The sequence below is a fragment of the Pseudacidovorax sp. 1753 genome, from assembly GCF_040544975.1.
GTDB lineage: Bacteria > Pseudomonadota > Gammaproteobacteria > Burkholderiales > Burkholderiaceae_C > Xenophilus.
In genome coordinates this window covers 105,433-125,699 of record NZ_JBEPKY010000012.1, presented here as the reverse complement: position 1 = coordinate 125,699, position 20,267 = coordinate 105,433, and the positions used below count along the sequence as shown (strand labels likewise).

The 20,267-nt window shown below is 71.8% G+C and carries 18 protein-coding genes; 9 read left to right on the top strand and 9 right to left on the bottom strand.

Features of this window, described 5'->3' with window-relative positions; genetic code table 11:
- Window positions 1–14 precede the first annotated feature (14 nt).
- Window positions 15–2,180, bottom strand: coding sequence for an acetate--CoA ligase family protein (locus tag ABIC63_RS16535; RefSeq protein WP_354320548.1), 2,166 nt, complete (start codon window positions 2,178–2,180; stop codon window positions 15–17).
- Window positions 2,181–2,193: 13 nt separating this feature from the next.
- Entirely contained in the window at window positions 2,194–3,246 is a 1,053-nt protein-coding gene (locus tag ABIC63_RS16530; protein WP_354320547.1) for a porin, read from the bottom strand.
- A 242-nt stretch (window positions 3,247–3,488) separates the two neighbouring features.
- Between ABIC63_RS16530 and ABIC63_RS16525 the strand changes: the two genes are divergently transcribed.
- Window positions 3,489–4,097 (top strand): Crp/Fnr family transcriptional regulator, encoded by a 609-nt coding sequence (locus ABIC63_RS16525; RefSeq protein WP_294365456.1) that lies wholly within the window; start codon window positions 3,489–3,491, stop codon window positions 4,095–4,097.
- 99 nt (window positions 4,098–4,196) lie between these two features.
- Here ABIC63_RS16525 and ABIC63_RS16520 read toward each other — a convergent pair whose 3' ends face one another.
- Genes ABIC63_RS16520 through ABIC63_RS16510 form a run of 3 tightly spaced genes read right to left on the bottom strand, consistent with a single transcriptional unit; the run spans window position 4,197 to window position 7,701 of the window.
- The gene (locus ABIC63_RS16520) at window positions 4,197–5,441 is read right to left on the bottom strand and encodes a class I SAM-dependent methyltransferase (protein WP_354320546.1); all 1,245 of its coding nucleotides are present in this window, start codon (window positions 5,439–5,441) and stop codon (window positions 4,197–4,199) included.
- On the bottom strand, window positions 5,438–6,319 hold the full coding sequence (locus ABIC63_RS16515) for a DUF1365 domain-containing protein (RefSeq protein ID WP_294365463.1): 882 nt from the start codon (window positions 6,317–6,319) through the stop codon (window positions 5,438–5,440). The genes ABIC63_RS16520 and ABIC63_RS16515 overlap by 4 nt, the downstream gene beginning before the upstream one ends.
- Complete coding sequence (locus ABIC63_RS16510; RefSeq protein WP_354320545.1) at window positions 6,316–7,701, bottom strand: NAD(P)/FAD-dependent oxidoreductase; 1,386 nt, start codon at window positions 7,699–7,701, stop codon at window positions 6,316–6,318. Before ABIC63_RS16510 ends, ABIC63_RS16515 begins: the two co-directional genes overlap by 4 nt.
- A gap of 83 nt (window positions 7,702–7,784) precedes the next feature.
- Here ABIC63_RS16510 and ABIC63_RS16505 point away from each other — a divergent pair, with 83 nt between their 5' ends.
- The 6 genes from ABIC63_RS16505 (at window position 7,785) to ABIC63_RS16480 (ending at window position 14,652) form a co-directional block, all read left to right on the top strand.
- Window positions 7,785–8,480 (top strand): sigma-70 family RNA polymerase sigma factor, encoded by a 696-nt coding sequence (locus ABIC63_RS16505; RefSeq protein ID WP_354320544.1) that lies wholly within the window; start codon window positions 7,785–7,787, stop codon window positions 8,478–8,480.
- A complete protein-coding gene (locus ABIC63_RS16500; protein WP_354320543.1) occupies window positions 8,477–9,157 on the top strand; it encodes a ChrR family anti-sigma-E factor in 681 nt (226 codons plus the stop codon). The genes ABIC63_RS16505 and ABIC63_RS16500 overlap by 4 nt, the downstream gene beginning before the upstream one ends.
- Window positions 9,158–9,381: 224 nt before the next feature.
- The gene (locus ABIC63_RS16495; protein ID WP_354320542.1) at window positions 9,382–9,888 is read left to right on the top strand and encodes a sigma-70 family RNA polymerase sigma factor; all 507 of its coding nucleotides are present in this window, start codon (window positions 9,382–9,384) and stop codon (window positions 9,886–9,888) included.
- A complete protein-coding gene (locus tag ABIC63_RS16490; RefSeq protein ID WP_354320541.1) occupies window positions 9,885–10,838 on the top strand; it encodes a FecR domain-containing protein in 954 nt (317 codons plus the stop codon). The genes ABIC63_RS16495 and ABIC63_RS16490 overlap by 4 nt, the downstream gene beginning before the upstream one ends.
- Window positions 10,839–11,005: 167 nt before the next feature.
- The gene (locus ABIC63_RS16485; protein ID WP_354320540.1) at window positions 11,006–13,435 is read left to right on the top strand and encodes a TonB-dependent siderophore receptor; all 2,430 of its coding nucleotides are present in this window, start codon (window positions 11,006–11,008) and stop codon (window positions 13,433–13,435) included.
- On the top strand, window positions 13,432–14,652 hold the full coding sequence (locus tag ABIC63_RS16480) for a PepSY-associated TM helix domain-containing protein (RefSeq protein WP_354320539.1): 1,221 nt from the start codon (window positions 13,432–13,434) through the stop codon (window positions 14,650–14,652). Before ABIC63_RS16485 ends, ABIC63_RS16480 begins: the two co-directional genes overlap by 4 nt.
- Here ABIC63_RS16480 and ABIC63_RS16475 read toward each other — a convergent pair.
- The 4 genes from ABIC63_RS16475 to ABIC63_RS16460 are packed head-to-tail and all read right to left on the bottom strand — an operon-like array spanning window position 14,630 to window position 17,601.
- The gene (locus ABIC63_RS16475; protein ID WP_294365486.1) at window positions 14,630–15,046 is read right to left on the bottom strand and encodes a DUF2177 family protein; all 417 of its coding nucleotides are present in this window, start codon (window positions 15,044–15,046) and stop codon (window positions 14,630–14,632) included. The two genes, ABIC63_RS16480 and ABIC63_RS16475, sit on opposite strands and share 23 nt — an antisense overlap.
- A gap of 41 nt (window positions 15,047–15,087) precedes the next feature.
- The gene (locus ABIC63_RS16470) at window positions 15,088–15,747 is read right to left on the bottom strand and encodes a DUF6134 family protein (protein WP_354320538.1); all 660 of its coding nucleotides are present in this window, start codon (window positions 15,745–15,747) and stop codon (window positions 15,088–15,090) included.
- 8 nt (window positions 15,748–15,755) lie between these two features.
- Window positions 15,756–16,544: a DUF1295 domain-containing protein gene (locus ABIC63_RS16465; protein ID WP_354320537.1), complete on the bottom strand. Its 789-nt coding sequence runs from the start codon at window positions 16,542–16,544 to the stop codon at window positions 15,756–15,758.
- Window positions 16,545–16,554: 10 nt separating this feature from the next.
- The gene (locus ABIC63_RS16460) at window positions 16,555–17,601 is read right to left on the bottom strand and encodes an SAM-dependent methyltransferase (RefSeq protein WP_354320536.1); all 1,047 of its coding nucleotides are present in this window, start codon (window positions 17,599–17,601) and stop codon (window positions 16,555–16,557) included.
- 112 nt (window positions 17,602–17,713) lie between these two features.
- Here ABIC63_RS16460 and ABIC63_RS16455 point away from each other — a divergent pair, with 112 nt between their 5' ends.
- Both ABIC63_RS16455 and ABIC63_RS16450 read left to right on the top strand, forming a co-directional pair.
- Complete coding sequence (locus ABIC63_RS16455) at window positions 17,714–19,048, top strand: lytic murein transglycosylase (RefSeq protein WP_354320535.1); 1,335 nt, start codon at window positions 17,714–17,716, stop codon at window positions 19,046–19,048.
- Between the two features lie 20 nt (window positions 19,049–19,068).
- On the top strand, window positions 19,069–20,265 hold the full coding sequence (locus ABIC63_RS16450) for an amylo-alpha-1,6-glucosidase (RefSeq protein WP_354320534.1): 1,197 nt from the start codon (window positions 19,069–19,071) through the stop codon (window positions 20,263–20,265).
- Window positions 20,266–20,267: the final 2 nt, after the last annotated feature.

The window sequence follows — 20,267 nt, the reverse complement described above, 5'->3', positions numbered from 1 at the left end:
GCGCGTCGGGCCATTCATGCCTGGCCTTTCGTGCCGATGGCATGCGCGGCGCCGGCCGCGGGCGGTGACGGCGACCGGCCGACCACGAGGGCATCCACCGCCACGCAGCCGCCTTCGCTTCGCGGGCGGACGATCAGCGGATTGATCTCGGCGCTCTCCAGCGTGTCGCCGGCCCGGCGGGCCAGATCGGCCAGGGCGCACAGGGTGTCGGCCAGGCCGTCCAGGTCGGCCGGCGGCCGGCCGCGCGCGCCGTCGAGCACGGCGAAGGCGCGCAGCTCGCGCACCATCGCCAGTGCCTCCTCACGGTCCACCGGCAGCACCCGAACGGCCACGTCGCGCAGCAGCTCGGCATGGATGCCGCCCAGGCCGACGAGCAGCACCGGCCCGAAGACCGGATCCTGTCGCACGCCGGCGATGCATTCGGTGCCGCCTTGCACCATGCGCGCCACCAGGGCGCCGTCCCGCGTCGCATCGGGGCGGCGCTGCGCCACGCGGGCCTGCAGTTCGCGGTAGGCGGCCTGGACGGCGGCGGCGCCGTCCAGCCCCAGCATCACGCCGCCGGCCTCGGTCTTGTGCGGCAGGTCGGCGCTGACCACCTTCAGGGCCACGGTGCCGCCCACCGACTGCGCGGCATCGGCCGCCTCCGCCGCGCCGTGCACCCAGCGGTGCGCCACCACCGGCACGCCGCATTCGGCCAGCAGCCCCAGGGCGGCCGGCTCGCTCAGGGCGCCCGGCGCCAGGCGGATCGGCGCCCCGCGCGAGGCGGGCTCGGTCACCACACGCGGTGCCTGCCCGGCGAGGCGGGCGATGGTGCGGATGCCGTCGGACGGATCGGCGAAGACCAGGCAGCGCATGGCCTCGAGCTCGGCCCGGCGCGCAGCCGGCATCAGCGTGCTGATGGCCAGCAGGGTGTCGGGGAAGGCCTCGCGCAGCGAGGCGACCAGCGAGCGCAGCACCGGCCAGAACGCCTCGGACGCGCCGGCCGCCGCCAGGAAGCCCATCCACGAGGCGAAGCCCTGGTCCTCCAGCATGAGGCGCGCGCTGCGCTCCATCAGGGTGAAGTCGTTGGTCACCTGGCCGGTGATGTCCACGGGATTGCGCGGCGCCGCGAAGGGCACCCATTCGCGCAGCGTGGCCTGGGCCTGGGGGCTGAGGGGGCGCACGTCCAGGCCCTGGGCGTGCGCGGCGTCGGCCATCAGCGCGCCCACGCCGCCCGACAGGGTGAACAGGCCCAGGCTGCGGTCGCGCGGCCGGCCGGCCACGGCCGCGCTGTGGGCCAGGTCGAAGAACTCGGTGAGCGTGTGGGCGCGCATCACGCCATGGCGGCGCATCACGGCCTCGTACACCGCGTCGTCGCCGGCCAGCGCGGCGGTGTGCGAGGCCGCGGCCTCGGCGCCCAGCGCGGTCTGGCCGACCTTGACCATGACCACCGGCTTGCCCGCCGCCTGCGCCAGGGCCAGGGCCTCGCGCAGCCGCTCGCCGTCGCGGCAGCCTTCCATGTAGCCCATGATCACGTCGGTGCCGGGGTCGCGGGCCAGCCAGGCCAGGCAGTCGGCGAACTGCACGTCGGCCTCGTTGCCGGTGGTGGCCCACAGCGACAGGCCCACGCCCCGCTCGCGCGCCATGGCATAGGCATAGGCACCGAAGGCGCCGGACTGGCTCACCAGCCCGATGCGGCCCGGCGCGACCCGTCCCACGCCGGGCGCGGGCGAGAAGGTGGCGTAGACCTGGTTTCGCAGGTTAATGAAGCCCAGGCAGTTGGGGCCCACGAGCCGGATGCCGGCCTCGCGCACGCGGCGGCCGAGCCGCGCCTGCGCGGCAACGCCGTCGCCGCCGATCTCGGCATAGCCCGACGAGAACAGCACCAGCCCGCGCACGCCGGCCGCGATGGCGTCTTCCACCGCGGCCTCGACGCGGGCGGCGGGCACCGACAGGATGGCCAGGTCCACCGGCGCGCCGATGGACTGCAGGCTGGCGTGGGCGTGCAGGCCCTGGACCTGGTCGGTGGTCGGATTGACCGCATAGAGGCGGCCTTCGTAGCCGAAGCGCCGCAGGTAGTCCACCGGGATGCCGCCGATCTTCTGCGGGTTGGCCGAGGCGCCGACCACGGCGATCGCGCGCGGGTTGAAGAGGGCGGAGAGGCTGTCGAGCCGGCTCTGGAGGGAGTGCAGGGTGTCCATGGGGAAAGCAGGCTCAGAAGTTGTGCCGGATGCCGGCGGCCAGCACGCGCACTGCGTCGCCGCTGTTGGCGGCCACCGTGACACCGGCCAGCGTGGCCGAGGCGTCGGCATGGTTGCCCAGGCCCAGCCAGCGGGCATAGAGCGTGGTCCGCCGGCTGAGGTGGTGGTCGTAGCCCAGCGTCCAGCCCAGCTGGCGGCGCGCGCTGCCGTCCACCCGGCGGTCCACCGCCTCGACCATCAGCTGCGACATCGCGGTGAAGCTGTAGCGCGCGCCCAGGCTGGTCAACCGGGCCTGCGGCACGCCCGCCAGGCTGGAGCGCACACGCACGTGGTTGGCGTAGAGGTCGAGGTCGCCGAGCTTGTAGGTGGCGCTCAGCGCCTGGTAGGTGGTGCGGGGCGGGTCGGCCAGGGGCGCGGTGGCGCTGCCTCCATGCGCGCGCTGGAAGGCATAGGCCAGCGTCAGCCGCTCGCCCGTCCAGCCCGCCGCGGCGCCCTCGAACTGGCCGCTGCGCCGGCTGGCCTGCGCGGCTTCGCCGAAGCCGAAGGCCGCATCGAGCCAGAAGCCGTCGCCCTGCGGCGTCCGGTAGCGCACCATGTTGCTGGCCCGCCCGGGGAAGGCCTGCGCGCCCGGCTGCGCGTCGGTCGCCGCCACCAGGTTTAGCGGGGAGAACACGGCGTTGAGGCCGTAGGGATCGGCCCGGAACAGCGTGTAGAACATCGGCGTGTACATGCGCCCCAGGTCCACCTGGCCCCAGGCGCCGGCCAGGCTCACGAAGGACTGGCGCGTGAAGCTCAGCTCCGGGCCGGGCAGGTTGCCCAGGCCGGTGTCGGGCGAGATGCCGCTTTCGAGCACGAAGCCGGCGCGCAGCCCGCCGCCCAGGTCCTCGGTGCCGCGAAAACCCAGGCGCGAGGCGGTGTGGCCGCCGTCCTGCATCCGCGTCCACGAGCTGCTGCCGCTGCGGGCGTGGGCCACGTGCAGGTCCACCGTGCCGTACATCGTGACGCCTTGCGCCCACGCGCCAGCGCCCGCCGCCAGCCCGAGGCCGGCTGCCAGGAAAGTCTTCATGCTTGCTTGTCTCCGTGGGGCCGTCCGGCCCTTGTCGTGGTTTGAACGGGTTCCACGATAGGCAGGCGAAAGCCCAAAATCTGTCAATCCACCCACACAAATACGGAGAGCACCCCCTGGCGAACCCGAAGACGGGCTCCATCCGGCCGGCCTCGCAGGCGGCGCTCATCGAGCGCGGTCTGCGCTGGTGCGAGCTGTTTTCCACCTGGCCGGCGCACTGCCTCCAGCGGCTGATCCCGGCCGTGCGGCTGCGGCGCTACCGTCGTGGTGCGCAGGTGCTGGGGCATGACAGCGCGCGGCGCGAACTGCTGGTCGTGGTGTCGGGCAGCCTGGAGGTGGCCGCGGTCAACGAGTCCGGCCGGCGCTATGTCAACTCACTGCTGGGACCGCGCCATGTGGTCCCGCTGGTGCGCTTGCTCGACGACGTGCCGCTGAGCTATGGCTACGACGCGCACGAGGATTCGGTGGTGCTGCACATCCCGGCCGACGCCGTGATCGAGGTGCTGGACGCCGACCCGGGCCTGTGGCGCGAGGTGGCGCGGCTGGCGCTGTACCGGCAGCGGCTGAGCGTGGGCTCGCTGCGCGCGCAGATGGTGGGCTCGATCCAGCGACGGCTGGCGGCCACCCTGCTGAACATGGAGATGGGCTACCACCTGTCGGGGCAACCCGCCCGCGAGGGCCTCCTGCAGGTGTCGCAGGCCGACCTGGCCGCGATGCTCGGCTTGTCGCGCCAGACGATCAACAAGGAACTCGCCCACCTGCGCGGCCTGGGCCTGGTCGACTACGGGGGAGGCTACAAGCGCCTGCGCATCGTCGATCTGGCGGCCCTGCAGCGGCTTGTCGAGACCTGAGAAGGTGTGACCGAAGCCGCCATGGCCGCTCGGCCGCGCCGGTTCATTCACACCCTCCGAGGGCGCAGCCTGGCGCGGCGCACGCCCCCGCGCCGCTGCTCAGCGGCCGTGCTCGAAGACGTACAGCCCGACGTCGATCCGCCCCTCGCGGAAGCCCGCCTCGCAATAGGCCAGGTAGTACTCCCACAGGCGGTGGAAGCGTTCGTCGAAACCGAGCGGCTGGATCGACGCCCATTGCGCCATGAAGCGGCGGCGCCATTCGGCCAGCGTCAGCGCATAGCTGTGGCCGAAGCGCTGCACCTCGGCCAGCTTCAGGCCCACCCGCTCGCCCTGCTCGCGCATGAGGGTGGGCGTGGGCAGCATGCCGCCCGGGAAAATGAAGCGCTGGATGAAGTCGGCACCGGCGCGGTAGCGCGCGAAGGCCGACTCGTCGATCGTGATCGCCTGGACGACGACGCGGCCGCCGGCCGCCAGCCGGTCCTTCAGCACCTGGAAGTAGGTCGGCCACCAGGCCTCGCCCACGGCCTCGATCATCTCGATGGAGACGATGCGGTCGAACTGGCCCTGCACGTCCCGGTAGTCCTGCAGGCGAAGGTCGACGCGCTCGTGCAGGCCGGCCTGCGCCGCGCGGTCCTGGGCGCAGCGCAGCTGCTCGGTGGACAGCGTGAGGCCGGTGACGCGGGCACCGGCCTGGGCGATCTGGCGCGCCAGGCCGCCCCAGCCGCAGCCGATCTCCAGCACCGACTGCTCGGGCGCCACGTCGAGCAGCTCGACGATGCGACCGAGCTTGCGGGCCTGTGCGGCTTCGAGCGTCTCGTGGTCGTGTGCGTAGATGGCGCTGGAGTACTGCAGGGCCGGGTCGAGCCAGCGCTCGTAGAAGGCATTGCCCAGGTCGTAGTGGAAGGCGATGTTGTCGCGGCTGCCGCTGCGGCTGTTGTCGCGGCGCAGATGGGCCAGCCGGGCCAGCCACCGGGCCGGCCGCATGCCGTCGATGGCGCCTTGCCATGCGGCCTCGTTGGCGGCGCCGAGTTCCAGCACGGCCAGCAGGTCGGGCGTGGACCATTCGCCTTCACGATAGGCAATGGCCAGCCCCAGGTCGCCCTGCGCCAGCAGCCGCAGCAGCGGACGCCAGCGGTGCAGCCGGATCAGCGCCTGCGGACCGGGCAGCGTGCCCCGCGCCTCAAGACGCTCGCCGTGCGGCAGTTGCACGATCAGGTGCCCGGCCTTCAGCTGCCGCAGCAGGGGCCGGATGCAGCGCCGTGCCAGCAGCGCCGCCAGCAGGCCGGGCCGTCGCGAGTCGGGCGGCGGTGTCAGGTCGCAGGAGGGATCGAGGGGAGCGGTCATGGCGTGGGACGCAAGGTGGCGGACGGGCCGGAGGGCAGGGCCGGGGACTCTGCCGGCGACACGGTAACCGGATTCTGGGGAGGCGCCGGCCTGGCCACCAGGCCGACGCCCTTGAGCCACAGCCGCAGCGCCTCCCAGTGGATGGCGCCGATCACCTTGAGCGTGAGCAGCGGATGGCTGAAGAAGGCCCGCAGCAGCGCCGCATCGCCCAGCGGACGGGCCCGCGCGTCCAGCCGCGCCACCAGCAGCGGGCCCTGGGCGTCGACCGCGTCCACGCCCACCGCCAGCCGGCTGTCGGCGCCGGCAGCGGTCTCGGGCGGACGGATGCGGAAGCGGTAGTGCATGTCCAGCCCCAGGAAGGGCGAGACGTACAGCTGCTTGTCGCAGCGCTGCTCGATGACACCGGCGTGGTCCGCCGCGACGGGCAGCAGGTAGCTGTGGCGCTGGCCGAAGGTGTTGTTGACCTCGTAGAGGATGGCCTGCAGGCCGCCCGTCGGCGCATCGCAGAAGTACACGCTCAGCGGATTGAAGGCATAGCCGAGGATGCGCGGCATGGTCAGCAGGCGGATGCGCCCGCCCGTCGGCAGGCCGGCGGCCTGCAACTGCTGCTCCACGTGCGCGCGAGGCCCCTGGGCATCGCCGGCGCCGTAGTCCCGCCAGTGCAGGCTGAACAGGTTGAAGCGCCCGAGCGAAAAGAGCCGGCTGCGCGCCGCAAGGGCCGGCACGCGGTCGATGTCCAGCAGCAGCGAATACACGCGGTAGCCCAGCCGATGCCGCCGGGGCCGCAGGCGCTGGTGCATCACGCGGCCGAGGTACAGCGCCTGCCCGTCGCCCTGTGCGGCGTCGTGCGCGCCAGCAGCCACCGGACGCCCGCTCACGCGGCCACCTCGGCCGGCTGGGCGCCGATGTGGATGCGGCCCGATTCGTTCGCGACCTGCCACGGCCGGCGTACGCCGCCCAGGGCCTCGGCCACGGCCAGTCCCGACTGCAGGCCGTCCTCGTGGAAGCCCGAGCCGAAGTAGGCGCCGCAGTACCACACGCGCCGCTGACCCTGGATCGACCAGAGTGCCCGTTGCGCCTCGATGGCCCGCGCGTCGAACAGCGGATGCTCGTAGACCTGCGTGCGGATCAGGTGATCGCCATGCGGTTCGACGATGGGATTTAGCGTGACGAACAGCGGCGTCTTCTCGTCGATGCCCTGCAGCCGGTTCATCCAGTAGGTGACACAGGGCGCGCCGTCGGGCTGGCGGCGGTCGGACAGGTAGTTCCAGCTCGACCAGACGGCGCGGCGCCGCGGCATCAGCGCCGGATCGCTGTGCAGCACGGTGTGATTGCGCGAATAGCGGAAGGCGCCCAGCAGGCGGCTCTCTTCTTCGCTCGGATCCTGCAGCATGCCCAGCGCCTGGTCCGCATGCGCGCCGACGACCACGGCATCGAAGCGCTCGGGCCACCAGCCGGCCGCCGTGCGCACCCAGGCACCTTCGTCATCGCGGCGCAGTGCGACGACCGGCTGGTCGAGGTGCATGCGTTCGCGAAAGCCGGCCGTCAGCCGCTGCACATAGGCCCGGCTGCCGCCCTTCACGGTGCGCCAGACGGGACGGCCGTTGACCTGCAGCAGATGATGGTTCTCGCAGAAGCGGATGAAGGCTTCGGTCGGGTAGCGGCCCACCTGGCCGGCGGGCGTGGACCAGATCGCCGCCGCCATCGGATAGAGGTGGTCCTCCCGGAAGGCGCGGCCGTAACCATGGGCGTCCAGGAATTCTTCCAGCGGCTGCAGGCCGGCCTGGGCCGCGAGCGGCGGTGCCTCGCGGTAGAAGCGCATCAGGTCGCGCAGCATGGCCCAGAAGCGCGGGCGCAGCAGGTTGCGCGGCTGCGCGAACAGGCCCTGCAAGTCGGTGCCGGCGTATTCGAGCGCGCCGCCGTCCTGGCTGACGGCGAAGGACATGTCCGAGGCCACCGTCGGCACCTCGAGGTGCGCGAACAGGGCGGTGAGATTGGGGTAGGAGGGCTCGTTGTAGACGATGAAGCCCGTGTCGACGGGCACATGGCCGCCGCCGGTGGCCGGCGCGTCGACCGTGTGGCTGTGGCCGCCCGGGCGGGGCTCGCTTTCGAAGACCGTCACGCGGTGGCGCTGGTTGAGCAGCCAGGCGGCCGACAGGCCCGCGATGCCGCCGCCGACCACCGCGATGTTCAGCGGCGCGTCCCCGGAAGCGACGGGCGCGGGCGGCAGGCCGGGGGCGACAGGGGTGGTCAGACTCATCGGAACTCCAGGGTGCATGCCGCCTATACGGCCGGCCGTGGATTTTGGATTCGTCCTGTCCTACAGGCGATGCAGCGGATGCCGTGATCCAATCCGCCGGCGGCAACGTAAAGGCCTTCATCATGGAAGCCCGGTACCAGCCGTCGAACGTCCCCCCGCCACGGAAGCGTCCGCTGCCCGTGTCCATCGTGAACCTCGCCGACGCCCAAGCCGTACTCCCCACCTCTGCCGAACTGTGCGACCTGGTTCGCGCCGTGGCCGAGCGTCAGGACCGTACGGCCTTCGCGGTGCTGTTCAAGCACTTCGCGCCACGCGTCAAGACCTACCTCATGCGTGCCGGGGCCGACCCGGATGCCGCGGAAGACCTGGCGCAGGAGACCATGGTGGCGCTGTGGCGCAAGGCCGCACTCTTCGATGCGCGGCAGGCCGGCGTGTCGACCTGGGTCTTCACCATCGCGCGCAACCTGCGCGTGGACCGCTACCGCCGGCAGGGCGGGGCGGTGGAGGTGCTCTCGGCCGAGCAGGCCGACCTGGATTCCATGCCCGAGGATGCCCCCGCACTGGACGAGCGCCTGCACGCCCGCCGCTGCGAGCACCGGTTGCGCGAGGCGCTGCGGCGCCTGCCGCCCGACCAGGTGCGGGTGCTCCACCTGTCTTATTTCGAGGACCAGCCGCATGCGCGGATCGCCGACGAACTCGGCATTCCCCTGGGCACGGTCAAGTCGCGCGTGCGGCTGGCCGTGGCGCATCTGCGCAAGCTGCTGGACGGCCTGGCATGACGACGATCCGACATCACCCGACCGACGACATATTGGTCGCACTTGCCGCGGGCACGCTGCCCGCCGGCCCGGCGGCCGTGCTGGCCTGCCATGTGGAAACCTGCCCGGCCTGTGCCGGGCGCCTGATGGACCTCGAAGCCCTGGGCGGCGCCCTGCTGGAGGAACTGCCGGATGCCGGCCTGGCGCCTGAGGCGCTGGCCCTCACGCTGGCCGCCATCGACGCGCCGGCGGCGACGCGTGTCACGCCGTCCCCTGCGCGGCGGGCGCGCGGTCACCGGCTCTCCCGTCCTGAGCTTCCGGCCGGCGCGCACTGGCCGCGTGCCCTGGACGGCTGCAGCGCCACGCCCTGGCGCTGGATCGGCCCTGGCATGCGGTGGAGCCGCCTGCACCTGCCGCAGGATCCGGCGGCTAACGTCTTCCTGCTGCGCATCGGCGCCGGCAAGTTCCTGCCGCCGCACACGCACAGCGAACTGGAACTGACCCAGGTGCTGTGGGGCAGCTTCCATGACGGCCGGGCCCTCTTCGGTCCGGGCGATTTCGATGCGGCGGATGGCGACATCCACCACCAGCCGGTGGTGCAGGCGGGCAGCGAATGCATCTGCCTCGCCTCGGTAGACGGCCGCGTGGTGTTCGACAGCTTCCTCGCGCGCACGCTGGGATCGCTCGTCGGCATGTGACCGGGCGGCACCGGCCGTCCGTTGGGGACGTGCCGGTCGCAGGGGCTCGGCACTTTCGGCAGGTTCGCCACATCCAGCGGTCAGCCGGATGAAGATGAGAACCACTATCGTTTAAGATGGCGACTCTCCGACACTGCGTGGCAGGGCGGGGCGCGGTGGCCGTCGTGCCATGGCGTCCGTGGCCGGCCGCGCCATGCCCGCCGACCGTTCTCGCCTCGTTCCTCATGCCTGCCGTCTCCGACTCCGTGCAGCGCCACCTCGTGGGCGCGATGTATGTCGAACACCAGGGCTGGCTCCAGGGCTGGCTGCGCCGCAAGCTGGGCAATGCCTTCGACGCCGCCGACCTGACGCACGACACCTTCGTGCGGGTGCTCAGCCGCGACGACGCCCCCCACATCCGCGAGCCCCGCGCCTTCCTGGGCACCATCGCCCATGGCCTGATGGTCAACATGCTGCGCCGGCGCAGCCTCGAAGCCGCCTATTTGGAGGCGCTGGCCTGCCATGGCGAGGCAGCCTCGCCGTCGCCGGAGGAGCGCGCGCTGGTCGTCGACGCCCTGGTCCAGATCGATGCGCTGCTCGACGGGCTGCCGGCCAAGGTGCGCCGCGCCTTCCTGCTGCTGCAACTCGAAGGCCTGACGCATGCCGAGATCGCCGCGCAGCTCGGCGTCTCGGTCAGCTCGGTGCGGCAGTACATCGCGCGGGCCATGCAGAACTGCCTGCTGCTGCGATGACGCCGTCGCTCGACCCCGAGGTCGCCCGGGCGGCGGCACTGTGGTTCTCCCGCGCCACCTCGGGCGAGTTCGCGGACTCCGACCGCGCGGCCTGGATGGCCTGGCGGCGCAGCGATCCGGCCCATGAACAGGCCTGGGCACAGGTCGAGGCGATCAGCCAGCGCTTCGGTCTGCTGCTGCCGGCGGCCGGCATGGCGGCACTGGCCCGCCCGCGCCCCGAGGCGCGCCGTCGGGCGTTGCGCGCCATCGCGGCCTTGGGCGTGACGGGTGGTGCCGGCTGGCTGGCGTGGGAGCAGGCGCCCTGGCGCGGCGAACCCGGCCGCTACCAGACGGCCACCGGCGAGCGGCGCTCGCTCACGCTCGAGGACGGCACCGCGCTGATGCTGAACACCGCCACGGAGGTGGCCGTCCACATCGACGGGCAACTGCGCCGCGTGACGCTGCGCCGGGGCGAAATCCAGGTGCGCACCGCGCACGACCCGCAGCAGCGGCCCTTCGTGGTGGCGACGCGCTTCGGCGAGCTGCGCCCCATCGGCACGCGCTTCGTTGTGCGGCAGGAGGACGAGGTCGTGCAACTGAACGTGCTGGAAGGCGCGGTTCAGGCGCAGCACACCGCGGCCGCAGCCACGCCGCCGGTAAGGGTGGACGCCGGCCGCAGCGTCCGGCTGGACCGCCACGGCGTCGGCCCCGTGCAGCCCGCGCCGGAGAGTGCCGATGCCTGGACCCAGGGCCTGCTGATGGCCGACGGCATGCGGCTGGCGGACTTCACCGCCGAGCTCTCGCGTTACCGCCCCGGGGTGCTGTCCTGCGACGCGGCCGTCGGCACGCTGCGGTTGTCGGGCGCCTTTCCGCTGGACGACACCGACCGCGCCCTGGCGGCGGCCACGCGGGCGCTGCCGGTGCGGGTCCATCGCCTGACGCGCTGGTGGGTGCGCATCGGTCCCGCCTGATCGGCCCTTTGAAAGTTTTTTCGGGCGGGGCCTGTCACTTTCGGCGTTTCGATTGGCAAGGAGATGAACGACATCATCTCCAGGAGAAGCCCATGGCCCAGCGCCACCGCCGACCGCGCTCTTGCGCACCCTCTCGATCCCTGCTCCGTCCGACGGCGCAGGCCGTCATGGCCGCCCTGGCCCTGCAGCTGGCGGGCACCGCCGTCGCCTGGGCGCAGGCGGGCCCTGCTGGCGCGGCGGTGGCCACGCAGCGGGACATCCCCGCCGGGCCGTTGGGCCGGACGCTGTCGCTCTATGCGGCGCAGGCCGGCATCGTGCTGTCCTTCGACGCCGCGCTGACGGACGGGCTCGCCTCCCGCGGTCTGTCCGGCCGCTACACGGTGCAGCAGGGCTTCGACACACTGCTGGCCGGCACCGGGCTGGAGGCGCTGCGCGCCGCCGACGGCAGCTACGCGCTGCGCAGGACGCCCGCCGCCACCCGGACCGGCGCGCAGCAGGCCGCAGCCTCGCTGCCTGCGCTGACCGTCAGCGCCGAGGCGCAGAGCGGTGGCTCGACCTTCGGCCCCCAGGCCCGGCGCAACGCGACCGCCACCAAGACCGACACCCCCAACATCGAGGTCGCCCAGGCCATCAGCGTGGTCACGCGCGACCAGATGGACGAGCAGGGCGCTGCGCCCGCGCTGCAGGACGCCCTGCGCTACACGCCCGGCCTGATCGGCACGCGCGGCGTCAACCTCACCGACGACTCGTTCAACGTGCGCGGCTTCGCGGCGGGGCTGGCCACGTCGTCCAACACGCCGGTGTTCCGCGACGGGTTGCGCCAGGCGCCGGCCATGTATGCCTCGACCGTCGAGCCCTATGGCCTGGAGCGCATCGACGTGCTGCGCGGGCCGGGCTCGGTGCTCTTCGGGCAGGTCACGCCCGGCGGGCTGGTGAATGTGGTCTCCAAGCGGCCGACCGCCGACACGCTGCGCGAGGTCGACCTGCAGGCCGGCAGCCACAACCACCGCCAGCTTGGCCTGGACCTGGGCGGCAAGCTCGACGACGCGGGCGAATGGACCTACCGCCTGACGGCCATGGCCCGCGACGCCGACACGCAGACCCGCTACATCCCCAATGACCGGCAATACGTCGCGCCGGCCATCACCTGGCGTCCGTCGGCCCGCACCTCGCTCACGCTGCTGGCCAGCTACCAGAACACCGACACGGCCTACAACTGGGGCCTGCCGGTCGCCGGCACGTTGCTGCCCAACCGCAACGGCCAGCTGTCGCGCAGCACCTTCACCGGCGAGCCGGGCTTCGACCGCTACAACACCCGCACCTGGACGCTGGGCTACCTGTTCGAGCACCAGTTCGACGACACCTGGACGCTGCGGCAGAACGCCCGCTGGTACCAGTCGGACATGACCTGGGACTCGGCCTACGGCTCGGGCCTGCAGGCGGCCAACCAGCGCCGCCTCAACCGCTTCGCCTTCATCCGCGCCGACGACTACAAGTCCTTCAACATCGACACGCAGGTGCAAGCCAAATGGCGCCACGGCGTGTTCGAGCACACCACGCTGGCGGGCATCGACTATGCCGACGTGCCCTGGGTGCGCAACGAGCGCCGCGGCACGGTCGGGGCGCTCGACCTCTATGCGCCGGTGTACGGCTCGGCCATCGTCCCGAACTTCCAGCCGAGCCGTGTGCTCAAGACCGATTCGAGCCAGCTCGGCGTCTACCTGCAGGAGCAGGTCAAGATCGACCGCCAGTGGGTGCTCATGGCCGGCGTGCGGCACGACAGCGCGCGCAGCGACATCACCGGCCGGGTGACCAACGGCTCGGCCACCAGCCCGATCACGCCGGTCAACCTCCGCGACAACGTCTCGGCCACCACGGGCCGCGTCGGCGCGGTCTACCTGATGGACAGTGGCTGGGCGCCGTACCTGAGCGCCGCCACCTCCTTCGAGCCCGAGGCCGGTGCGCTCGACTACAACAACAACCCCTTCAAGCCCACCCGCGGGCGGCAGTACGAGGCGGGCATCAAGTACGAATCGCCGGACAGCCCGGTGTCGATGACGGCGGCGGTCTTCGACCTGCGCCGCACCAACGTGCTCACCACCGATCCCGACCATCCCGGCTATTCGGTGCAGGCGGGCGAGATCAAGTCCCGCGGCCTGGAGATCGAGGCCAAAGCCCGCATCGGCCGCGCCTTCGAGCTGATGGGCGCCTACAGCTACACCGACGCAGAGATCACGCGCAGCAACAACGGCGACCAGGGCACCGCGCCGCCCGGCGTGCCCCGGCACAACCTGTCGGTGTGGGCCAGCTACCGCCTGCCGCAGGACATCCTGCCCGGCGTGAAGGTGGGCCTGGGCGTGCGCCGCGTCATCGGCACCAGCGGCTATGTGCTGGGCAGCACGCCCACGCCGGCCGAGTTGCCGGCCTACACGGTGGTCGACGCGCTGATCGGCTACGACCGCGGACCCTGGAGCATCACGCTCAACGTGGGCAACCTGTTCGACAAGACCTACGTGCAGTCCTGCTACTACGCGACCACCACCTGCTTCTACGGCGACGGCCGCAACGCCATCGTGCGGGCCACCTACCGCTGGTGACCGGCGTGCGTCGCCTGGAGCGTGCGCATGTCGTGGCGCTGCACCGGTATGTCGGCCTGCTGATGGCGGCTTTCCTGGTCGTGGCCGCCGCCACGGGCAGCGTGCTGGCCTTCCGGGACGAGCTGGACGAATGGCTGGCGCCCGAGCTGTTCGTGGCCCGCTCGCCCGCCGCGGCGCCACTGCTGGACCCCTTTGCGCTGCGCGCCCGCGTTGCGCAGCAGGTGGCGCCCCAGGGCCGGGTGGATGCCGTGGTGCTCGACCTGCGTCCAGGCCGGACCGCGCGCTTTCCCGTCGCGCCGAATCCCGACGGCGCCGGCGGCTTCCACCGGCTGGGCTATGACGAGGTGTTCGTGGACCCGCACACCGGTGCCATCCAGGGCCGCCGCGCCCGCGAGGCCATCGCCTTCACCGCGCAGCAGGCCGTGCCGCTGCTCTACAAGGTGCATCACAGCCTGGCGCTGCCGGGCATCTGGGGCACGCTGCTGCTGGGTGTGATCTCGCTGCTGTGGACGCTGGACTGCTTCGTCGGCGCCTGGCTGACCTTTCCCAAGGGCAGGCCCTTCCTGCCAAAGTGGAAGCCAGCATGGCTGGTCAAGTGGCGGGCAGGTGTTCACCGCGCCACGCTGGACCTGCACCGCGCCGGCGGGCTGTGGCTGTGGGCCGTGCTGCTGCTGTTCGCCTGGTCGAGCGTGATGTTCAACCTGCGCGAGCCGGTGTTCCGGCCGGTGATGGGCGTGGTGTTTCCCTTCGACGACTCCTGGCGCACCGTGCCCATGCGGCCGAAGCCCGTCCTGGCACCGCGGCTGGACTGGCCGGCAGCCCATGCCGCCGCACGGCGTGCCATGCAGGACATGGCGGCTGAGGTCGGCTTCACCGTCGACCGGGAGGACCGCCTCCAGCTCGACCGGCGCCGCGGCGTCTATGCCTACCTCGTGCATTCGACGGTGGACCTGCGCAGCGACGCCGGCAACACCGCCGTCCTGATCGACGCCGACACGGGCGTGCCGATGGGCCGCTGGCTGCCCACCGGCGGCCCCGCGGGCAACACGGTGAGCAACTGGATGGGCGCCCTGCACATGGCGCAGGTCTTCGGGCGGTCCTACCAGGTCTTCGTCTTCGTCTTGGGCATCGCCGTGGTCGTCATCACCGTCACGGGCGTGATGGTGTGGCAGAAGAAGCGCAGGGCGCGAATCCTCAACCGCGCCAGGCGAGCGTGAGCCGCGTGGCCAGCGCCGAGGCCACGCCGGTCACGAAGGTGCCCCAGATCAGGTCGGCAACGGTCACCTGCCAGGGCCAATCCTTGAGCGTGGCCTGGTTGGTGAGGTCGTAGGTGGCATAGCAGAAGAGGCCCAGCAGCGCGCCCATGACCAGCGCCTGCATGGGCTTGCGTGCCTCCAGCGCCGGGCCGATGGCGAAGATCATCATGCCCACCAGGTACAGCAGGTAGAAGATGACGGCGGGCGCCACCGAGAAGCCGTCCGCCATCAGGTGGCCGATGGAGGGCCGGTACAGGCGCGACGCCATCGTGCCTAGCCAGATCGCGTCCAGGCCGAGGAAGACGACGGCGGCGATGCCGTAGGCGGTGAGGTAGTGCGAGAAGGGCAGGGCCATGGTCGTTCCGGCGGGTCAGGGTGGATGAATGAGGGCCGCGCTCAGCGCAGGCGATAGCTCAGCAGCTTGCCGCCTTCGAGCGTGCCGTCCAGGCCCACCCAGCGGCCGCTGCCGTCGTACCAGAGGTCGATGCGCTGCTTGAGCGCCACGATGCGCCAGCGCTGGGCTTCGACCGACTGGCCGCGCACGTCGATGCTGGCGGTGGGCAGCGGCTCGATGCGCACCGCCTCCAGCTTTCCGGTCTGGGCATTGAGCAGCTCGCGCTGCTTCAGGATCGCGCGGTTCCAGTAGGCGAAGCTCATGGCGCAGCCGGCCAGCAGCGGGTCGCCGGGCTCCAGCCGCACGGCGAGCTTGTCGCCGTTGTCGTCGGTGTCGGCGGTGAGGGACTTCAGGCAGTCGCCCTGCCAGCGCTCCTGCGCCTGATGGCGGTAGCGGTAGACGGTGATGCCCAGCAGCTTGACGTCGAAGCGGGCGTCGCTGCGCAGGCTGCGGGCGCCGCCGTCCTGCGTCTCCAGCGTGAAGACATGCTGGCCGATGGGCTTGCCGTCGAGGGAGGCTTCGAAGGACCAGACCTGCTGCGCCCAGGCGCCCAGGGGCAGGACGAGGGCCAGCAGCCCTGCCAGCGCCGCGCGATTGGGCAAGGATGCGCCGCCGCCGCCGCCGCCGCTGCGTGCGGGACGGGTGCGATCCGCTGCGGCCATCGCCGGGTTCATGCCGTACGCCGCCGGGGCGGCCAGGGAATGAAGGCGCTGGTGCGCGCCACGTAGTCGCGGTAGGCCGGACGCCGAGCGCTCAGGTCCTTTTCGAGCAGCGTCACGCCCGATACGCGCAGCAGCATGAAGGTGATCAGCACCGGCGAGACGAAGCACCAGAGCGCGCCTGCGCCGCCGGCCTCCAGCGTCATCAGCGCCAGGCCCCACCACACGCAGCTCTCGCCGAAGTAGTTGGGATGGCGGGTGTAGTGCCACAGGCCCTGGTCCATGACGGCATGGCCGCCGCGACGCTTCGCGCGGAAGCCGGCCATCTGCGCATCCGCCACCGCCTCGAACACGATGCCGAACAGCGCCAGCGCCGCGCCCAGCAGGTCGAGCGCGCCAAAGGGGCGGCTGCCTGCCATGCCGGCCAGCAGGGGGGCCGAGATGATCCAGCCCAGCACCCACTGCAGGCCGAACACGATGACCAGGCTCTTCCATGCGAAGGCCGGGCCATGGCGCTCGCGCATCTCGGCATAGCGGCGATCCTCGCCATGGCCCCAGTTGCGCCAGCTGATGTAGACGCACAGCCGCAGCGCCCAGGCCAGGGCCAGGCCCAACATTACGAGGCGGCGGGTCGGGTCGGCGGCCGGCGTGCCCACGGCATAGGCCAGGGCCGGCACCGTGATCAGCCAGGGCCAGATGCGGTCGGCCAGGCTGGCGTCGCGCTTCCACAGGCTGGCCAGCCAGCCGGCCAGCGCGATCGGCAGCGACACCAGAAGGCCCAGGAGCGCGGCGTGGAGCATGGTCCGATCCTCAGCGCTTCTGGAACAGGTAGTGGCCTACCCACCAGCGCTGGCCTTCGTCCCAGCCGAACAGCTCCTCGACCGAGAGGAAGAACAGGCGCCAGCGCATCCACCAGCGGTCGGCCTCGTTGGCGCCATAGGCGGATGCGATGACGGGCAGCAACTCGGGCCGGTGGGCGTCCATGTTGTCCAGCCAGGCGCGGGCAGTGCGGGCGTAGTGCCGGCCGTCCCAGCGCCAGCGATCGACCAGCCGAAGGTCGTCCTGGCACTGCATGGCGAGGTCGTCGCTGGGCATCATGCCGCCGGCGAAGAAGTAGCGCGTCATCCAGTCGCTGGCGTCGCGCTCGACGAAGGGGTAGGGCGCATCCTTGTGCACGAACACATGCATGAAGAAGCGGCCTTCCGGCGACAGCCAGTTGGCCACGCGGGCAAAGGCGGCCGGCCAGTTGCGCAGGTGCTCGAACATCTCCACCGACACGATGCGGTCGAAGCGCTCGTCGGTGTCGAAGGCATTGACGTCGCAGGTGATGACCTTCAGGTTGCACAGATGGCGCCGCTCGGCCTGTGCCTCGATGTAGGCGCGCTGCGAGTGCGAGTTGGAGACCACGGTGATCGGGCTGGCCGGATAGCGCGCCGCCATCCACAGCGACAGCGAGCCCCAGCCACAGCCCAGTTCCAGGATGCGCTGGCCGTTGACCAGCCCGGCGCGCTCGCAGGTGGTGGCCAGGGCGGCGGCCTCGGCGGCGTCCAGGTCCTCGATGCCCGGGCCCCATTCGCAACAGCTGTACTTGCGGTGAGGGCCCAGCACGCCGCCGAAGAAATCGGCCGGCACTTCGTAGTGCTGCTCGTTGGCCTTCTCGGGCAGCGGCGCGAGCGGGGCGGTGCGCATGCTGGCGAGGAAGTCGCGGGTCTGTCGGGCCACGGCCTCGGCGTTGCCGCATTGCAGCTCCTCGATGCGCTCGCGCAGCAGACGGCGGATGCCGAGGCGGATCACGCTGTCAGGCACATAGCCCTGTTCGACCCAGCGGATGGCGGTGGCGGTGTTGTCTCGGGGCATGGCGGTGTTCGTGTCGCGGTGGGACGAAAGCGGGTGTGTCCGTCTGTACGCAGGCTGCGGGCTTTTGGATTTGCAGAGGGTGGGCAACGGGCGGCTGTGGACAATGGTCCGGATGCTCCTGCGCCTCTCGAACCGCCATGCCCCCCGCACCTGCGCGCTGGTGGGTGCCCTTCTCCTGGCCGGCTGTGCGTCGGCGCCCTCGACCGTGCCAGCGCCTACGACGCCCGGCCTGCCCCGGGCGCCCGGGGCGAGCGCGGCGACGTCGCAGGCCACCGTGGCCCCGCCCGCGCCGGGCCGTGCCGCATCGGCCCTGGCCGATGACCGAGGGCCGGCATTTGCGGCGTGGTTGTCGCAGTTCCGCCAGCAGGCGCTGGCGGCCGGCATCCAGGAGTCCACGCTCCGTGCCGCGCTCGACGGCGCGCACTACCTGCCGGCCGTGGTCGAGCGCGACCGCAGCCAGCCCGAATTCACCCGCAGCGTGTGGGACTACCTGGACAGTGCCGTCTCGCCCCAGCGCGTGACGCGCGGCCAGGCCAAGCGGCAGGAAGCGGCGGCCGCCGCCGATGCCGCCGCAGTCCGCTATGGCGTGCCGGCCGAGGTGCTGGTGGCCGTCTGGGGCATGGAAAGCAACTTCGGCAGCAAGTACGGCGACATCGCCACCATCGATGCGCTGGCGACCCTGGGCTTCGACGGCCGGCGTGCCGACTGGGCGCGCCAGCAGCTGATCGCCTCGCTGCGCATCGTGCAGAACGGCGACATCGACGCCGCCCACATGATCGGCTCCTGGGCCGGTGCCATGGGGCAGACCCAGTTCCTGCCGACCAACTTCCTCGCCTACGCGGTCGATGCCGACGGCGATGGCCGGCGCGACATCTGGGGCAGCATGGCCGACGTGATGGCCTCCACCGGCAATTTCCTGATGCGCGAAGGCTGGCAGCGCGGCCAGACCTGGGGCGCGGAGGTGCGGCTGCCGGCCGGCTTCGACCTGGCGCGGGCGGACCCCGCGGTTCGGCAGTCTCCCGCGCAGTGGGCGGCCGAGGGCGTGAGTGCCGCGACGGGCGGCCCGCTGCCCGAGCTAAGTGACGCGTACCTGCTGCTGCCAGCTGGAGCGCGTGGCCCCGCCTTCCTGGTCGGCCCCAACTTCCGTGCGCTGCTGCGCTACAACAACGCGACTAGCTACGCGCTGGGCGTCGGCCTGCTGGCCCAGCGCATCGCAGGCGGGCCCGGCGTGATCGCCGAATGGCCGCGCGACCTGCAGCCGCTGGGCCGCAGCGACATGCTGGCGCTGCAGCAGGCCCTGGCCGCGCGCGGATTCGACCCCGGAACGCCGGACGGCCTGCTCGGCCCCGCCACCCGCGGCGCCATCCGCGCCTGGCAGCGCAGCAGCGGCCAGCCGGCCGACGGCTATCCCACCCAGCAGATGCTCCAGCAACTGCGCGGGCACTGAACCTGCATGCCCCCTTGCCGATGAAGGACCTGAGCCCCGACGACCGCGCCCTCATTGCCCAGTGCGAGCAGGCCTCGCTCGACCTGCTGGTGCGCAACCTCTCGCCGCACGGCATCCTGGCGGCCAGCCGCACCGAGGCGGCGGTGGCGCGGCGCTACACCCGCATCTTCGGCCGCGACGCGGCCATCTGCATCATGGCCATGGCCGGCAGCGGCGTGCCGGCGCTGGAGGAAGGCGCCGTCGCCAGCGTGCAGGCCCTGGCCGACCAGCAGGCGGCCAACGGGCAGATCCCGAAGTACGTGGACCCCGAAGGCCAGGACGCCGATTTCTGGTACCTGGGCTGCATCGACGCGACGCTGTGGTGGCTGATCGCCATCGACCACCTGCGCGGCCTGGGCCGCGTACCGGGCGGCCGGTGGGCAGCGGGCGAAGCGCTGGCCATCCAGTGGCTGCTGGCGCAGGAGCACCAGCACTTCCGCCTGCTGCAGCAGAACGAGGCCAGCGACTGGGCGGACATCATGCCCCGCTCGGGCTTCGTGCTCTACACCAATGCGCTGTGGTACGAGGTCAAGCGCCGCTTCGGCCTGGCCAATGCGGACGAGACGAAGCACCACTTCAACCACCTCTTCAACCCGTTCCAGCGCGACCTGCCCGAGTACCACCGTGCCCGCCTGCTGCGCCACTATGCGCGGCGGGGCCGGCGCGATCCGGGCATGTACCTGAGCTTCGTCAACCTGTCCTTCGTGGGCGACGAGGGCGATGTGTTCGGCAACGTGCTCGCCGTGCAGAGCGGGCTGGCCGATGCGGACATGGCGGCCAGCATCGTTCAGCGCATCGGCGAGGCGCGGGCCAGTGAGCCCTGGCCGGTGCGGGTGGTGCTGCATCCGCTGTCGCAGCAGCATCCGCTGTGGCGGCCCTACATGGGGCGTCACCAGCAGAACTACCTTCACCAGTACCACAACGGCGGCATCTGGCCCTTCGTCGGCGGCTTCTGGGTGATGGTGCTGGCGCAGCTCGGACTGCACGACCAGGCGAACGCCGAGCTGGTGAAGCTGGCCCGGGCGAACGCGCACGACGACTGGCGCTTCACCGAGTGGTTCCACGGCAAGACGCTGGCGCCCATGGGCATGGCCGGGCAGAGCTGGAATGCGGCCGCCTTCCTGATGGCGTCGAAGGCGTTGAGGGAATCGGCGCTGTCTCCAGGCCGGGCGGGCTGACC

Excerpts from the sequence above, each read along its gene's own strand:
- ABIC63_RS16470 (WP_354320538.1), bottom strand. The coding sequence starts at position 15,747 with ATGGCCGCAGCGGATCGCACCCGTCCCGCACGCAGCGGCGGCGGCGGC.
- ABIC63_RS16465 (WP_354320537.1), bottom strand. The coding sequence starts at position 16,544 with ATGCTCCACGCCGCGCTCCTGGGCCTTCTGGTGTCGCTGCCGATCGCG.
- ABIC63_RS16510 (WP_354320545.1), bottom strand. The coding sequence starts at position 7,701 with ATGAGTCTGACCACCCCTGTCGCCCCCGGCCTGCCGCCCGCGCCCGTC.
- ABIC63_RS16460 (WP_354320536.1), bottom strand. The coding sequence starts at position 17,601 with ATGCCCCGAGACAACACCGCCACCGCCATCCGCTGGGTCGAACAGGGC.
- ABIC63_RS16485 (WP_354320540.1), top strand. The coding sequence starts at position 11,006 with ATGGCCGCCCTGGCCCTGCAGCTGGCGGGCACCGCCGTCGCCTGGGCG.
- ABIC63_RS16500 (WP_354320543.1), top strand. The coding sequence starts at position 8,477 with ATGACGACGATCCGACATCACCCGACCGACGACATATTGGTCGCACTT.
- ABIC63_RS16455 (WP_354320535.1), top strand. The coding sequence starts at position 17,714 with ATGCTCCTGCGCCTCTCGAACCGCCATGCCCCCCGCACCTGCGCGCTG.
- ABIC63_RS16520 (WP_354320546.1), bottom strand. The coding sequence starts at position 5,441 with ATGACCGCTCCCCTCGATCCCTCCTGCGACCTGACACCGCCGCCCGAC.
- ABIC63_RS16535 (WP_354320548.1), bottom strand. The coding sequence starts at position 2,180 with ATGGACACCCTGCACTCCCTCCAGAGCCGGCTCGACAGCCTCTCCGCC.
- ABIC63_RS16490 (WP_354320541.1), top strand. The coding sequence starts at position 9,885 with ATGACGCCGTCGCTCGACCCCGAGGTCGCCCGGGCGGCGGCACTGTGG.
- ABIC63_RS16495 (WP_354320542.1), top strand. The coding sequence starts at position 9,382 with ATGCCTGCCGTCTCCGACTCCGTGCAGCGCCACCTCGTGGGCGCGATG.
- ABIC63_RS16450 (WP_354320534.1), top strand. The coding sequence starts at position 19,069 with ATGAAGGACCTGAGCCCCGACGACCGCGCCCTCATTGCCCAGTGCGAG.
- ABIC63_RS16475 (WP_294365486.1), bottom strand. The coding sequence starts at position 15,046 with ATGGCCCTGCCCTTCTCGCACTACCTCACCGCCTACGGCATCGCCGCC.
- ABIC63_RS16530 (WP_354320547.1), bottom strand. The coding sequence starts at position 3,246 with ATGAAGACTTTCCTGGCAGCCGGCCTCGGGCTGGCGGCGGGCGCTGGC.